A 14,679-nucleotide genomic window follows, 5' to 3' on the forward strand; every position below is an offset into this window, starting at 1 on the left:
TCCTCCCTGGGGGTTCACGCAGCCCGCCAGGAGGCCCACGAGATCGGTCCCTCCAACGGTACCGGGCCCCGGGAGCGGGTTCAGCCGGGCCCGGTGGCGACCGGGAGTGCCTTCACGCCGTTGATGAAGTTCGACACCAGCCGCCGCGCCGGTCCCGCCGGTTCGAGGACCGGCAGCGCCCGGCAGGTCTCCTCGTACAGCACCCGCAGCTGCAGGCGTGCGAAGTGGGCGCCCAGGCAGACGTGCGGGCCGTCCCCGAAGGAGACGTGGGGGTTGGGGGAGCGGTCCAGGTCCAGGCGGTGCGGGTCGGTGAAGACGCGCTCGTCGTGGTTAGCGGAGGCGTGGAACACGACGACCTTGTCGCCCGCCCGGATACGACAGCCCGCGAGGACGGTGTCGCGGGCCGCGGTGCGGCGGAACGTGAGCACCGGCGGATGACGGCGCAGGAGTTCGTCCACCGCTGTCGACATGTCGGCCTTCCCGGCGCGCAGTCTCTCGTACGCGCCCGGGGCGCGGGCCAGCTCCAGGAGGCCGCCGGGGGCCGCGCTGCGCACCGTGTCGTTGCCCGCGACCGTCAGCAGGAAGAAGAACATCTCCAGCTCGGCCGGCGTCAGATCGGGGTCTGTGGCCAGGGCCGTCATGACGTCGTCCGCCGGGTGGGCCCGCTTGTGCGCGGCGAGCGAGCGCGCGTACGCGAACATGTCGGCGAGCATCGCCGGTGAGCGCGGGTTGACCGGTCTGCCGTCGGCGTCGAGGACCGGCCCGCCCGCCTCGGCGGCCTCGGCAGCCTCATCGGGGTCCTGGTAGCCGATGACGCGCCGCGTCCAGTGCAGGAGCAGGCCCCGGTCGGAGTGCGGGACGCCGAGGAGGTCGGACAGGTTCAGGAGGGCGTAGTCGTCGGTGACGGCCGAGACGAGGTCGACGGCGGGGCCGGGGGCCGCGAGGGCCGCCGTGAGCAGGGTGCGCGCGCGTGCGCGGGCCAGCGCGGCGAAGCGGTCCACGCGGCGTGGGGTGAAGGCGCGGCTCACCAGGCGCCGCAGCCGGCCGTGCCCCGGCGGGTCCTGGTTGAGCATCATCGAGCGGATGAACGGCAGGTCCGCCGGGTCCGGGTCACGGATCTGCGTCGCGCCCAGACACGACGAGTACGTGGCCGCGTCCTTGAGGACGCGGACCACGTCGGCATGACGGGTGACCGCCCAGAACCCGGGCCCTGCGGGCCAGCCGAGCACCTCCGGCTCCGCCTGCCAGGCGACCGGATGGTGGTCGCGGAGCGTGCGGTAGCTGTCGTGGGGGATGCCGCGCGCGTACTGGCGGGGATCAAAAACGTCGGGGAGGTCTCCGAGGTAGGGGACCCCGGGTACGTCGTGCGCCCCGCGCGCCTCCGTCATACGTGCGGTCCGTCCGCCCGCAGGAAGTCCTCCACCGTCCGGATCAGGGCGAGCGGTGTCTCGTCCATCGCGTAGTGCCCGCACGCGGGGAGTTCGGCCAGCTCGGCGCGGGCGTACCAGTCCATCCAGGTGGCGCGCATCAGGTCCGCGGAGAGCGCCGGGTCGAGCGCCCCGGTGACGGCGAGCGCGGGGACCGTGGCGCCCTCCACCCGGTCGTGGAAGTCCTCGCCCGCCCACGAGTCCAGATAGGCCCGGAACGCCTTCGCGTCGCTGACCGCCACGGACCGCTCCACCATGCGGTCGAGCCAGGCGGCGGGCCGGGTCCCGCCGGTCGTGATGTCGAGGATGGCGCGGCGGTTCTCCGGGGTGTGGGCCGCGCCCGCGAAGAGCTCCCACTGCTCGGGCGGCAGCGGCAGCCCGGACGCGGGGACCGGGGAGACGCCGACCAGCCTGCGCAGCCGGTGCGGCGCGAGGGCCAGGATCCGCTGGGCGACGCTCCCGCCCATCGAGTGCCCGATCACCGAGAAGCGCTCCCAGCCGAGCCGGTCCGCCAGTTCGATCACATCGGCCGCACTCTCCGCCGTCGTGTACGTACCGCCCGCGTCCCGGGCCCCGCCGTAGCCCCGCAGGTCCACAAGGGCGTACTCGAACGCGGAGCGGTCGAGGTCGGGGACCACCGGGGCGTACGCGCCACGGTCCGCGAACCAGCCGTGCACGGCGACGACCTTGTGCGGTCCCGAGCCGTGCAGTTCGTGAGGGAGGACGAAGGAGGAGGCCACAGTGACTCCTGTCGGGTCGGGGTCCGTACGGTCCCGTGGGGTCGCGCGCGCCCGCGCAGCCCCACGGTGGCGCGGTGCCCCCGGGTCGCACAAGGGCGCGCGGCGGCATCGGGGACAATGAAAGTCCGAACCGGGCGCCGCCGCGAGTGGCCGTATCCGGCCGACCGTCACGACGCAGGAGACCAGGCCCGTTGTCCCAGAAGCGCGAAACCCGACCCGCGGCGTCCGACTCTTCGGGCCCCGACGACCGTTCGGGCCCCGACACCGCGCCGGAGGCCGGGCACCGCCGCCGTCTCGACCTGCGCGCCGACTGCGAGAACTGCTTCGGCCTGTGCTGTGTCGCGCTGCCGTTCGCCAGGTCCTCCGACTTCGCCGCGAACAAGCCCGCCGGGCAGCCGTGCCGCAACCTCCAGGACGACTTCCGCTGCGGCGTCCACGCCACGCTCCGCGACAAGGGCTACCAGGGCTGTACGGTCTTCGACTGCTTCGGCGCCGGCCAGCAGGTGTCCCAGGTGACGTTCGGCGGCGAGGACTGGCGTACGTCCAAGAGGGTCGGGCGCGGGATGTTCGACGTCTTCCCCGTCATGCGCCAACTGCACGAACTGCTCTGGTACTTGACGGAGGCGCTGGAGCTGGAGCGGGCCCGCCCGGCGCACCAGGAGGTACGGCGCGCACTCGACGGGATCGAGGAACTCACCCGAGCGGACGCCGCCACCCTCGCCGCCGCCGACGTGCCCGCCCTGCGCGCCGAGGTCAGCGAGACACTCCTCAAGGTCAGCGAACTCGTCCGCGCTGCCGTGCCGGGCCGCAAGAAGAACCACCGGGGCGCCGACCTGATGGGCGCCCGCCTCAAGGGTGCGAACCTGCGGGGTGCCAACCTGCGCGGCGCCTATCTGATCGCCGCCGACCTCACCGGTGCCGACCTGCGCGAGGCCGACCTCATCGGCGCCGACCTCCGTGACGCACGCGTGGCGGGCGCCGATCTGACCGGCAGCCTCTTCCTCACGCAGGCCCAGGTCAACGCGGCCCGCGGCGACGGCTCGACCCGCATCCCGGCCACCCTGAGCCGCCCGGCGCACTGGTAGCGACTCCGTCCCGGGCACGGCACCCCGGTGTGCGCGAGGGTCACGTTGTCGCCGCGGATCCCCTTCTCCCGGGCGGGCCCGCGCCCCCGAGGCCGCCCCCTCTACCCCGTCCGGGCGGCCCTCAGGCGTCCGTTCACGCGATGGTGCGATCATGTGCCGCCGTCCGGATGCCCGTCGCGGACCACGGGTAGGGCCGGGCCATGACGCAGCCGTTCGAACTGCCGCACTTCTACATGCCGTACCAGGCGCGGCTCAATCCCCATCTCGACGAGGCGCGGGCGCACTCCACCCGGTGGGCCCGCGAGATGGGCATGCTGGAGGGGTCGGGTGTCTGGGAGCAGAGCGACCTCGACGCGCACGACTACGGACTGCTGTGCGCGTACACCCATCCCGACTGCGACGGGCTCGCCCTGTCGCTCGTCACCGACTGGTACGTGTGGGTCTTCTTCTTCGACGACCACTTCCTGGAGACGTTCAAGCGGACCATGGACCGCGAGGGCGGCAAGGCCTATCTGGACCGGCTCCCGCTGTTCATGCCGATGGACCTGGCCACGCCCGTGCCCGAGCCGCGGAACCCGGTCGAGGCCGGCCTCGCCGACCTCTGGGCGCGCACCGTGCCCGCCATGTCGGCGGACTGGCGCAGGAGGTTCGCCGAGTCGACCGAACACCTCCTCAACGAGTCGATGTGGGAGCTGTCCAACATCGACGAGGGGCGCGTCGCCAACCCCGTCGAGTACATCGAGATGCGCCGCAAGGTCGGTGGCGCGCCCTGGTCGGCGGGGCTCGTCGAGTACGCGACCAGCGAAGTGCCCGCCGCCGTCAGCCGGTCGAGGCCGCTGCGCGTCCTCAAGGAGACGTTCTCCGACGCCGTGCACCTGCGCAACGACCTGTTCTCGTACCAGCGGGAGGTCGAGGTCGAGGGGGAGCTCAGCAACGGCGTACTGGTCCTGGAGACCTTCTTCGGCTGTACGACACAGCAGGCGGCGGACACCGTCAACGACATCCTCACCTCACGCCTCCACCAGTTCGAGCACACCGCGCTCACCGAAGTGCCCGCGCTCGCCGTCGACAAGGGGCTCACGCCGCCCGAGGTCGCCGCGGTCGCCGCGTACGCGCGGGGCCTCCAGGACTGGCAGTCCGGCGGTCACGAATGGCACCTGCGCTCCAGCCGCTACATGAACAAGGGCGCGACCGGGGGCACCCCCCTGACCGGGCTGACCGGGCTGACCGGGCTGACCGGGCTGGCCGGGCTGGCCGGGCCGACCGGAATCGGCACGGCCTCCGCCGACGTCGGCGCCCTGCTCGCCGCGGCCGGCGCCGAACGGCTGCGCGCCTACACGCACGTACCGTTCCAGAAGGTGGGCCCCTCCCAACTCCCCGATTTCTCCATGCCGTTCGAGCTCCGGCTGAACCCCGGCCTCGACGAGGCCCGCCGCCGCCTCACCCCGTGGGCGCACGCCATGGGCATCCTGGCGGAAGGCGTCTGGGACGAGGACAAGCTCGCCGCCTACGACCCGTCCCTGTGCGCGGCCGGCATCGACCCCGACGGCGACCAGGACGCCCTGGACCTGAGCGCGCAGTGGCTGACCTGGGGGACGTACGCGGACGACTACTACCCGCTCGTCTTCGGCCGGCGCCGCGACATCGCGGGGGCGCGGGCGTGCACCGCGCGCCTGTCCGCGTGCATGCCGATCGACGGGAGCCCGGTCCCGCCGCCGGTGAACGCGCTGGAGCGCGGCCTCACCGCCCTCTGGGCCCGTACGGCAGCCGGCATGACGACCGGCCAGGCGCGCACCCTGAAGGCGTCCGTCGACGTCATGACGGAGAGCTGGGTGTGGGAGCTGGCCAACCAGCTGCAGAACCGCATCCCCGACCCCGTCGACTACCTGGAGATGCGCCGCGCCACGTTCGGCGCCGACCTCACCATGAGCCTGAGCCGCATGGGCCACGGCCCGGCCGTGCCTCCCGAGGTCTACCGCAGCGGCCCCGTCCGCTCCCTGGAGAACGCGGCCGTCGACTACGCCATGCTCACGAACGACGTGTTCTCGTACCAGAAGGAGATCGAGTACGAGGGCGAGATCCACAACGGGATCCTGGTCGTCCAGAACTTCTTCGGCTGCGACTACCCGACCGCGCTCGGCATCGTGCACGACCTCATGACGCAGCGCATGCGGCAGTTCGAGCACGTCGCCGCCCATGAGTTCCCGGTCCTGTACGACGACTTCAAGCTGTCGCCCGAGGCGCGGGCCACGATGGACGGCTATGTGGCCGAACTGCAGAACTGGATGGCGGGCATCCTCGGCTGGCACCGCGACTGCCGCCGTTACGGAGCCGACGACCTGGCCCGGCGCGCCCACGGCTTCGTGCCGGGACAGGTGCCGAACCCGTTCACGAGTGGGGTGACGCCGAGCCCGTTCAGTCTCACTCGTTCGTGGATCGTCGCGGGGGATGCCGCCGGGTAGGGCTGTGGCCGGGAGGTGGGCCATGGAACAGACCGCGTTGCGCCCCAAGTCGATGCCCGGAGCTCCGAGGCGTGAGGCGCCGGCCGTCCGGGGAAACGGTTCGGGGGGCCGTCGCCCGCACGCGGCGCGGCGCCGCGGCAAACGCCTCGTCACGCTGTTGTTCGGCCTGCTGGTCGGGGTGGTGCTCGTCCTGTCGGGCGTCGGCCTCGGCACGGTAGGGGCCACCGTCATAGGGATGAGCAAGCTGGCCGAGGTGCAGCAGCACATGGGGGTGGCACCGCGGCCTCCGTCGCCCGCGCCTTCCGTGGCTCCTACGGGGCTGCCGTCGCCGTCGGCCCGCCCGCTGCGGGCGACACTCGGCGTCGAGGCGGTGGACGCGCCCAACGGGGCGGGGGCGCTGGTCGTCGGCGTGCACGTACCGGGCCCCGGCTACACCGCCGGCCTTGTACGGGGCGATGTACTGGTCGCCGTCGACGGGACGCGGATTGACTCGGCGGCCGGCCTCGCGCGGGCGGTGGAGGCCGCGCGTGCGGGCCGCGCGGTCACGCTGACGGTCCGGCACATGTCGGGTGCACACCAGGTGCTGTCCGCGACTCCCGGAGTGGTGGTGTAGCCGGGTGGCCGGTCACACGACCCGGAAGTGCGTCGTCAGGCGGTGCTCGTCGTCGAGGATGTGGAAGGCGAGCCCGACCGGGGCGTCACGGTCCGCCACTCCCTCGCCTTCCCAGGGCAGCCGCAGCGTCCACGTCACGCCCGGGCCGACCACGAGGGGCCGTCCCGCGAACACGGTGGCGGCCGGGGTGTGCGCGTGCCCGGTGATGACCCCGGCGATCTGCGGTCGCCGTTCCAGAAGGGAGGCGAGCCGCTGTGGCTGCTGCAACTGGTAGGCGTCGGGCAGCGGGTGGTGCAGCGCCACCGGCGGGTGGTGGAAGGCGAGCAGGACCGGCGTCCCGCCTTCGAGCTCGTCGAGTTCGTCGAGTTCGTCGAGGGTGCCCTCCAGCCAGCCGTACGTCTCCTCGTCGAGCAGGCCCTCGTCGGCGCCCGGAATGCTGGAGTCGCACATGAGGACCATGGCGTCGCCCACGCGGTGGGCGCGGTTGACGGGCCCTTCCGACGCCGGTTCGCGCAGCAGGGCCTTGCGGTAGGGCGCACGGCTGTCGTGGTTGCCGGGGCAGGGGAGTACGGGGAAGGGGAGGGCGGAGGTGTGGGGGCCGGTGCCGTGGAGGCCGAGCAGTGCGGCGGCCTCCTCGTACTCCGGCTCGGCGCCGTGGTCGGCGATGTCGCCGGTGACGAGGAGCGCGTCCGGCGGGATCGGGAGCGCGCGCAGGTGGTCGATGACGCGGCGGGCGCGCTCCGTGGCGCGCGGGGTTCCGTCGAGGTGCAGGTCGCTGATCTGGGCCAGCACAAGCATGGGCGTGCGTCCTCCGGAACTGGTGATTAATGGATGACGCTGATCTAAGCATTAGTTGTAATGGTTGATCAACACCTGGGCATTAGTGCGTGGGTGGGGGCGGGGGCGGCGCGGTTGCCGGAACGGACTCGCGTCAGGCCCGGCGGACGGGCAGGATGCTGCCCGTACGTCCCGTTCGGAGAAGCACCGTTCAGTTCGGCACACTCGGAGGACCGGATGACCGCCACGCCCCCGCCGTTCACGGCGGACGACTACAAGGCCCGCATGGAGCGCGCCGCCCGGTCCGCGGCCGACGCGGGGCTCGCCGGAGTCCTGGTGGCCCCCGGCCCCGACATGGTCTGGCTCACCGGTTACGCGCCCACCGCCGCCACCGAACGCCTCACGCTGCTCGTCCTCGCCCCCGGCCAGGACCCTGTCCTCGTCGTGCCCACCCTGGAGGCACCGGACGCCGCCGCGGCGGCGGGAGCCCCGGCCCTCACCCTGCGGGACTGGACCGACGGCAAGGACCCGTACGCGGTGACCGCGCCCCTGCTCGGCACCTCCGGACGCTTCGGCATCAGCGACAACGCGTGGGCGATGCACCTGATCGGCCTGCAGAAGACGCTTCCCGACACCTCGTACGCCTCCCTCACCGAGGCCCTGCCGATGCTGCGCGCGGTCAAGGACGCGGCCGAACTCGAACGGCTCGCCGCCGCGGGCGAGGCGGCCGACGCCACGTACGAGGAGATCAAGAAGGTGTCCTTCGCGGGGCGCCGGGAGACCGACGTCGCGGGTGATCTCGCCGATCTACTGCGGCAGTTCGGGCACTCCCAGGTCGACTTCACCGTCGTCGGATCGGGACCGAACGGCGCCAACCCGCACCACGAGGCGGGCGAGCGCGTCATCGAGGACGGCGACATGGTCGTCCTCGACTTCGGCGGCCTCAAATACGGCTACGGCTCCGACACCTCCCGCACCGTGCACGTCGGCGAGCCGACCGACGAGGAGCGGCGCGTCCACGACATCGTGCGCGAGGCGCAGGCGGCGGGCTGCGCGGCGGTCAGGCCCGGCGCCGCCTGCCAGGACGTCGACCGCGCCGCCCGCGCGGTGATCACCGAGTTCGGCTACGGCCAGTACTTCATCCACCGCACCGGACACGGCATCGGCGTCACCACCCATGAACCGCCCTACATGATCGAGGGCGAGGAACAGCCCCTGGTCCCCGGAATGTGCTTCTCGGTGGAACCGGGCATCTACCTGCCGGGCCGGTTCGGCGTACGGATCGAGGACATCGTGACGGTCACCGAGGACGGCGGGCGACGGCTGAACAGCACGTCGCGGGACATGGCGATCGTGAGCTAGGGCATGTCCGACGCGCCGCGGCCCACCCAGGACACCGTCCACAGACTGCTGGGCACCCTCTTCCCCGACGGCGGACGCCTCGAGGTCGCCCCCGTCACCGAGGGTGGCGACCACTCCACCTGGTGGGCCGGCACCCGCTATGTGCTGAGGTTCGCCCTGGACGCGCCCTCGTCCGCCCGGATGCGCCGCGAGATCAGGCTCAGGGACCTCGTGCGCCAGCACGTCGGCGTCGCCGTGCCGGCCAGCCTCGCGTCCGGCGAGTGGACGAGCGGCCTCACGTACACCCTCGACACCCGCCTCCAGGGTGCGTCGGGAGACGCCGTCGACGTCACGGCGGCCGGCGAGGAGGATCTGGCGGGGCTGCTCGGCGGGCTTCGGGCGGTGCCCGCCGCGCGGGCCGAAACCCTCGGCCTCAGGAGGACGCCGCCGCGTTCCCTCGACGTACTGCGCAGGGAGGCGGGGAGGGCGGCCGAACGCCTGGGCGCCGACGGGGAGTTCGAGCCGGCCCGGCTCGCGCAGTTCACCGCGCACGCCGCGGCCCAGCTCGCCCCGCAGCCCGGCGCCGTCGTGGTCCACCACGACCTCAAGGGCGAGCACCTGACCGTGACCCCCGACGGCCGGGTACGGGGTGCCCTCGACTGGGCCGACGCCGTCATCGGCGACCCGGCCGAGGACATCGCGGGCCTCGCCGTCGCCGTCGGCTCCCGCGCCGCCGTCCGCGCGGCGACCCTCGCCGGTTACGGCGCCCGCGCGAGCCTGCGCGGCCTGTGGCTGGCCCGCTGCGACACCCTCGTACGCCTCGCAGGGCGTCTGTACGGCACGGACGACAGCCCCCTGCCGCTGCTGCGCACCCAACTGGACCGCGCGTGGGAGGCGATCCTCCTCGAACTGGTCACAGAACTCTCCGACAAGGACCCTGACCTCAGCTGACCGACCGACCGGCCGACCGGCTGACCGACCGACCGACCGGCCGACCGGCCGACCGGCTGATCGACCGACCGACCGGCTGGCTGACCGGCCGACCGGCTGACCGGCCGACCGGCTGGCTGACCGGCCGACCGGCTGGCCGATCGCCCGGCTGACCGACCGGCCGGCTGGCCGCCCGCCCGCCCGGCTGGCCGGGCGTCGGGGCGGCCCGCGACCCTACGGCCCAGGACCCTACGGTCCGACCAGTACCGCGCAGGACTCCGGCGGGACCGTGAGCAGGCCGTCCTCGGCCGGCAGGCCCACCGGCTCCCACGCGGCGAGCACCCGGTAGCCGTTCCGGCCGACCGGCACCGCCGCCGGCCTGTCCGACAGGTTCACCGCCACCCGCAGATCACCCCGCCGGTACGCGATCCAGCGGGCCTCCTCGTCGTACGCCACCCGCACGGCCGCGAGGTCGGAGTCCGTCAGATCGGCGCGGCCGCGGCGCAGGGCGATCAGCTCGCGGTACCAGGCCAGCACGCGCGCGTGGTCCCCGCTGTGCGGTTCCGACCAGTCCAGGCAGGAGCGCTCCCTGGTCGCCGGGTCCTGGGGGTCGGGGATGTCGTCCTCGGCCCACCCGTGCGCCCCGAACTCCCGCCGCCTGCCCTTGCGTACGGCCTCGGCGAGGGCCGGGTCCGTGTGGTCGGTGAAGAACTGCCACGGGGTGCCGGCGCCCCACTCCTCGCCCATGAACAGCATCGGCGTGAACGGCCCGGTCAGGACCAGCGTCGCCGCACACGCGAGAAGCCCCGGCGAGTGGGTCGCGGAGAGCCGGTCGCCCTGCGCGCGGTTGCCGATCTGGTCGTGGGTCTGGGCGTAGCCGAGCAGCCGGTGCGCGGGCGTGCGGCTGCGGTCGATGGGGCGCCCGTGGTGGCGGCCCCGGAACGACGAGTACGTGCCGTCGTGGAAGTAGCCCCGGGTCAGGGTCTTGGCGAGGGCGGCCATCGGCGCCTTCGCGAAGTCCGCGTAGTAGCCCTGGGACTCGCCCGTCACCGCCGTGTGCAGGGCGTGGTGGAAGTCGTCGCTCCACTGCGCCTGGAGTCCGAGGCCGCCGTGGGTGCGCGGGGTGATCAGGCGAGGGTCGCCGAGGTCCGACTCGCCGACTAGGAACAACGGCCTGCCCTGCTCCTCGGCCAGCTCGTCCACGGCCGCCGACAGCTCCTCCAGGAAGTGGACCGCGCGCGTGTCACGCAGCGCGTGCACCGCGTCCAGGCGGAGCCCGTCGATCCGGTAGTCGCGCAGCCAGGCGAGCGCGCTGCCCACGAAGTACGCGCGCACCTCGTCGGAGCCGGGCGCGTCGAGATTGACGGCGGCGCCCCAGGGCGTGTGGTGGGTCTCGGTGAAGTACGGCCCGAACGCGGGCAGATGGTTGCCGGAGGGGCCCAGGTGGTTCTGGACCACGTCGAGGACGACGCCGAGCCCGAGCCCGTGCGCCATGTCGACAAAACGCTTCAGCGCCTCGGGACCCCCGTACGGCTCGTGCACGGCCCATGGGCTGACGCCCTCGTACCCCCAGCCGTGCCGCCCGGGGAACGGGCACAGCGGCATCAGCTCCACATGCGTGACGCCCAACTCGACGAGGTGGGCCAGGTGTTCGGCCGCAGCGTCGAGCGTGCCCTCGCGCGTGTACGTTCCCACGTGCAGCTCGTACAGGACGGCGCCCGGGAGCCCGCGATCCGGCCCCGAGGGAGACCGCCACACGTACCGCCCGTGGTCCACGACCGCGCTCAGGCCGTCGGGCCCGTCCGGCTGCCGGCGGGAGCGGGGGTCGGGCAGCACCGGCCCGTCGTCGAGCGCGAACCCGTAGCGCGAGCCGTCCACGGCGTCGGCGTCACCCGCCCACCACCCCTCGCGCCCCGGGTCGCGCTCCAACGCGCGCGTGGTGTCATCGCAGTAGAGCGTGACCCGGTCGGCCTCTGGTGCCCACACCTCGAACTGCACGGACGGTTCCCCCTTGTCTGCCGACAGTGACGACCCGTCCATCCTGCGTCAGCGGAGATCGATCCGCTGGGATTCGCGGTGGGCCGCGCAGATTCCTCGCCGGATCAGACGCACGGACCGGCCGGGGAACCGGGGGGGTCCGGCGCCGTACCTCAGACGAAGTTGATGCGCTTCTCCGTCACCGGATAGCCGGCCTTCGTGAAGTTCGCCGCCATCGGGAAGTTCCCGTCGTCCGTGGCCCCCGCGACGAACTCCGCCCCGTGCTCCACCAGGAAGTGTGTCGTCTCGACGAGCAGGTCGTACGCGTAGCCGTGGCCGCGCTGCTCGGGCACCACGCCGATGAACCCGACGCACGGGCCGCCGGGGTTGTGGGCGGGCACGTGCAGCCCGACGAGCTCCCCCTCGGGCGTGTACGCCAGCTGCCACCACTCGCGCGGCGACGGGCACCAGTGGAAGAAGTCCAGCTCCTCCTGAGCGGCCGTGTCGAGGCCCGACACCTCGATGGCGTGCCGAGCGTGCGCGTCGAGCGTCGCCGAGTGGACCTGGCGCAGCACGTCGAGGATGACGGCGTCGTCTGGTTCGGCCCTGAACTCCAGGCGCCCTGGGCGCTCGGGCAGCCCGTTCTCGGGCGTCCACCGGTAACGCAGCCGCTCCACCAGGAGCTTCATGCCTGCCCGGGTGACCGCCTCAATCCGCGCCTCGGCGGCGGCCCGCGTCCGCGGGTCCTCGCGCCAGCCGGCCGGCAGGATCAGCTCGTACTCCACGTCGTACGGGGCCCGCCGCAGCAGTTCGACACCGGCTTCGAGGTCGTCGTCCCGGACGTCGAACCAGTTCAGGTTCACCGGTTCCGTGTCGTCCTTGCCGCCCCACCACGCGGCCCGCGCGACGACACGGCCCTCACGCAGGGCCACCCACGTCCAGTCGGGACGGTAGTCGCCGTCCTCGGCGACCGTGCGGTAGTCGACACCGGTGATGACGCGGCCCACGAGGCCCGGGTCTTCGAAGGTGCGGAAGAGCGGGACGTCCTCCTCGGTGAGGGCGCGGACGACCAGGCCGTCGTCGCCGTGCGTCGCGTGCGAGGTCGCTTGCCGTGCAGCAGTCAAGAATTCTCCAGGTACGGGAGTCGACGGGAGTCAACGGGAGTCAACGGGAGTCAACGGGAGTCAACGGGAGTCAACGGGAACACGCCTGGCGGCGGTCCGGGCGCCCGAACGTAGCAGCGAACCGGCGCCCGCGCGCCCGCATTTCCGCGCGCCGCGCATCGGAGGCAGTCCTTGCTGGTCACGGCGGTGCGAGGGCGGGTGGAAGTTCGCCGTTTTCTGGACACCCCGGTCGCGCTGCCGGACAATCGCGTACGTGACCTCCTCGTTCGAGCACCATACGTACCCCGCGCGGCTGTCGGACGCCGAGCGCGACAGGGCGTTGCGGGAGCTCCGGGAGGGCGCCGCCCTCGGCAGGCTGTCGCACGACACGTTCGTCCGGCGCATGGAGCTGGCCCTCGCCGCGCGCCGATCCGACGAACTGGCCGCGCTCACCGCCGATCTGCACACCGAGGGCCGCTGGTCCCGGATCGTCTTCGGCTCCGTCGCCGCGGTCTCTGGCTTCACCGTGCGGCTGCGCGGGGCGTGGCAGCGCGAGCGGCTCCCGAAGCTGCAACTGCCGCCGCCCGGCAGCCCGTACCCGCTGCGCATCGGCCGCGACCCGGCGAACGGACTGCGCCTCAGCCACGAGACCGTGTCCCGGGTGCACGCGGAGCTGAGCCTGCAGGGCGGCATGTGGGTGCTGCGCGACCTCGGCTCCACGAACGGCACGTCGGTCAACGGACGGCGGGTGGTCGGCGCCGCGGTCGTCCAGGACGGCGACCAGGTCGGCTTCGGACGCATGTCGTTCCGGCTGTCGACGGGCTGACGCCGACTGGTTCGGGGGAGGACGGCTTTGGGCGGGCTGACTCCGGTCGGCCCCAAGGGAGTTCGGGTTCGCCCCCCGGAACGTGCCGACCGCTCAGTCGCCCGCCACGCGCGTGTGCCGTACGGCGGCGACGGTCGTCCGGGCCTGGTGCTCGACCTGGTGCTCAAGGGGCACCCAGCGGGCCCTGAACCGCTCGGCGAACGCGTCGCTCCACTGCGCCACCACCTGTTCGAGCCGTGCCGCCTCCGGGTCCTGAGCCTCCTTGAGAACCCGCAGAAGCATCGCGGCGGCCCGGAGCGGCAACCGTCTGCTGAACGCGTCGATGCTCCCCACGTACGCCATCGTGGAGTCGGGCGGCGGCGGTTGCAGCCAGTCGGCGGCGAGACCCGGTACGAGCGCGATCGCCCACCGCGCCGCCCGCAACAGCGGCCCGTCCACCTGGGGAAGGCGCGACAGCGCCGCCTGAAGGATCTCCTCCACCAGCAGCGCGTCCCGGCTCAACCGGTGTGCGAGGGACCGCAGTTCACGGCCTGGGGCGGGGTGCGGCGCCGGGTCGTCCACGAGGTCGCTCGCCCACATCGGGACCTCGATGATCGCGGTGCTGCCTCCGTAGCGGTGGGCGTGGTGCCAGGTGCTCTGCCGGGCGTCGTCGGGCAGGCTCGGGAACGCGGCCTCCGTGCCGGGCGCCGGCATAACATGGACGCCGGGGCCCGTCGCGGGCCAGCCCGCCGCGTCCGCCGCCCCCGTCTCCACCGGAATGTGCAGCTCCGCCGCCGACTTGGCGAACGGCTCGGCGAGCCCCGGTATGTCCCGCGTCAACTGCACCCAGCTGCCGCCCAGATCGGTGCCGTGCAACGACACCTGGAGCAAGGGGCGCAGCTCGTCGATGACCCGGATCAGGGTGCGCGTCTCGGGCGGCAGCCGGTCCGGCGGCAGCACGGACGGCGACCACTCGGGCTGTTCGGGACCCGCGGGGCGGAAGAAGTGCCGGTGGTAGTCGAGGAGCGTGCGGGGCGCCGGGGTGCGGTGCAGAGCCGCGCTGTCGGGGTCGGCGCACAGCAGGAAGTGCCAGGAACGGTCGGTGCGCAACTCGCGTTCCATCAGGGCGCGTTCGGCGAGGCGCAGCAGCGTGGAACCACCGACGGGCTCGTTCGCGTGGGCCCCTGCGACCACAAGGACCGCGTGGTGCGCATGGCCCACGGACAGCAGGTGCAGGGGTCTGCCCGCACGTGAGGTCCCCACCTGGCGCAGCACGCACAGGTCGGGTCGGTGAGCCGTCAGCTCCCGGGCTGACGCGACCAGTTCGGCCACATTGGGGTAGCGCTGCTCCGTCAGGTGACTCACCCCCGTTGGTGCTCCCCGCGTCGCATCCCGCAGTACCCCACGCTCCGCCGCGGC

12 protein-coding genes are annotated in these 14,679 nt (G+C 73.0%); 6 read left to right on the plus strand and 6 right to left on the minus strand.

The window, feature by feature from the left end:
• Nucleotides 1-80: 80 nt before the first annotated feature.
• On the minus strand, nucleotides 81-1,388 hold the full coding sequence (locus tag EOT10_RS01210) for a cytochrome P450 (protein WP_127826120.1): 1,308 nt from the start codon (nucleotides 1,386-1,388) through the stop codon (nucleotides 81-83).
• On the minus strand, nucleotides 1,385-2,167 hold the full coding sequence (locus EOT10_RS01215; protein WP_127826121.1) for an alpha/beta fold hydrolase: 783 nt from the start codon (nucleotides 2,165-2,167) through the stop codon (nucleotides 1,385-1,387). The genes EOT10_RS01210 and EOT10_RS01215 overlap by 4 nt, the downstream gene beginning before the upstream one ends.
• A 191-nt stretch (nucleotides 2,168-2,358) precedes the next feature.
• On the opposite strand from EOT10_RS01215, the gene EOT10_RS01220 reads away from it, so the two are divergent.
• The 3 genes from EOT10_RS01220 (at nucleotide 2,359) to EOT10_RS01230 (ending at nucleotide 6,327) form a co-directional block, all read left to right on the plus strand.
• Nucleotides 2,359-3,252 (plus strand): pentapeptide repeat-containing protein, encoded by an 894-nt coding sequence (locus EOT10_RS01220; RefSeq protein WP_127826122.1) that lies wholly within the window; start codon nucleotides 2,359-2,361, stop codon nucleotides 3,250-3,252.
• A gap of 200 nt (nucleotides 3,253-3,452) precedes the next feature.
• Entirely contained in the window at nucleotides 3,453-5,714 is a 2,262-nt protein-coding gene (cyc2, locus tag EOT10_RS01225; protein WP_223280694.1) for a germacradienol/geosmin synthase Cyc2, read from the plus strand.
• 22 nt (nucleotides 5,715-5,736) lie between these two features.
• A complete protein-coding gene (locus tag EOT10_RS01230; RefSeq protein WP_127826123.1) occupies nucleotides 5,737-6,327 on the plus strand; it encodes a PDZ domain-containing protein in 591 nt (196 codons plus the stop codon).
• A 12-nt stretch (nucleotides 6,328-6,339) separates the two neighbouring features.
• Here the strand turns inward: EOT10_RS01230 and EOT10_RS01235 are convergent, their stop codons facing one another.
• Complete coding sequence (locus tag EOT10_RS01235; protein WP_127826124.1) at nucleotides 6,340-7,125, minus strand: metallophosphoesterase; 786 nt, start codon at nucleotides 7,123-7,125, stop codon at nucleotides 6,340-6,342.
• A 216-nt stretch (nucleotides 7,126-7,341) separates the two neighbouring features.
• Between EOT10_RS01235 and EOT10_RS01240 the strand changes: the two genes are divergently transcribed.
• Both EOT10_RS01240 and EOT10_RS01245 read left to right on the plus strand, forming a co-directional pair.
• Complete coding sequence (locus EOT10_RS01240) at nucleotides 7,342-8,466, plus strand: aminopeptidase P family protein (protein WP_127826125.1); 1,125 nt, start codon at nucleotides 7,342-7,344, stop codon at nucleotides 8,464-8,466.
• Nucleotides 8,467-8,469: 3 nt separating this feature from the next.
• The gene (locus tag EOT10_RS01245) at nucleotides 8,470-9,396 is read left to right on the plus strand and encodes an aminoglycoside phosphotransferase family protein (protein ID WP_127826126.1); all 927 of its coding nucleotides are present in this window, start codon (nucleotides 8,470-8,472) and stop codon (nucleotides 9,394-9,396) included.
• 228 nt (nucleotides 9,397-9,624) lie between these two features.
• On the opposite strand, the gene treZ is transcribed toward EOT10_RS01245, so the two are convergent.
• Complete coding sequence (treZ, locus tag EOT10_RS01250) at nucleotides 9,625-11,373, minus strand: malto-oligosyltrehalose trehalohydrolase (RefSeq protein WP_127826127.1); 1,749 nt, start codon at nucleotides 11,371-11,373, stop codon at nucleotides 9,625-9,627.
• Between the two features lie 152 nt (nucleotides 11,374-11,525).
• Entirely contained in the window at nucleotides 11,526-12,476 is a 951-nt protein-coding gene (locus EOT10_RS01255; RefSeq protein ID WP_223280695.1) for a GNAT family protein, read from the minus strand.
• A 253-nt stretch (nucleotides 12,477-12,729) separates the two neighbouring features.
• On the opposite strand from EOT10_RS01255, the gene EOT10_RS01260 reads away from it, so the two are divergent.
• Nucleotides 12,730-13,281, plus strand: a complete 552-nt coding sequence (locus tag EOT10_RS01260; RefSeq protein WP_127826128.1) for an FHA domain-containing protein — start codon at nucleotides 12,730-12,732, stop codon at nucleotides 13,279-13,281.
• A gap of 93 nt (nucleotides 13,282-13,374) precedes the next feature.
• On the opposite strand, the gene EOT10_RS01265 is transcribed toward EOT10_RS01260, so the two are convergent.
• Complete coding sequence (locus tag EOT10_RS01265; protein WP_127826129.1) at nucleotides 13,375-14,625, minus strand: M14 family zinc carboxypeptidase; 1,251 nt, start codon at nucleotides 14,623-14,625, stop codon at nucleotides 13,375-13,377.
• Between the last annotated feature and the right edge of the window lie 54 nt (nucleotides 14,626-14,679).

This window comes from Streptomyces antnestii (genome assembly GCF_004005495.1).
Lineage (GTDB): Bacteria > Actinomycetota > Actinomycetes > Streptomycetales > Streptomycetaceae > Streptomyces > Streptomyces antnestii.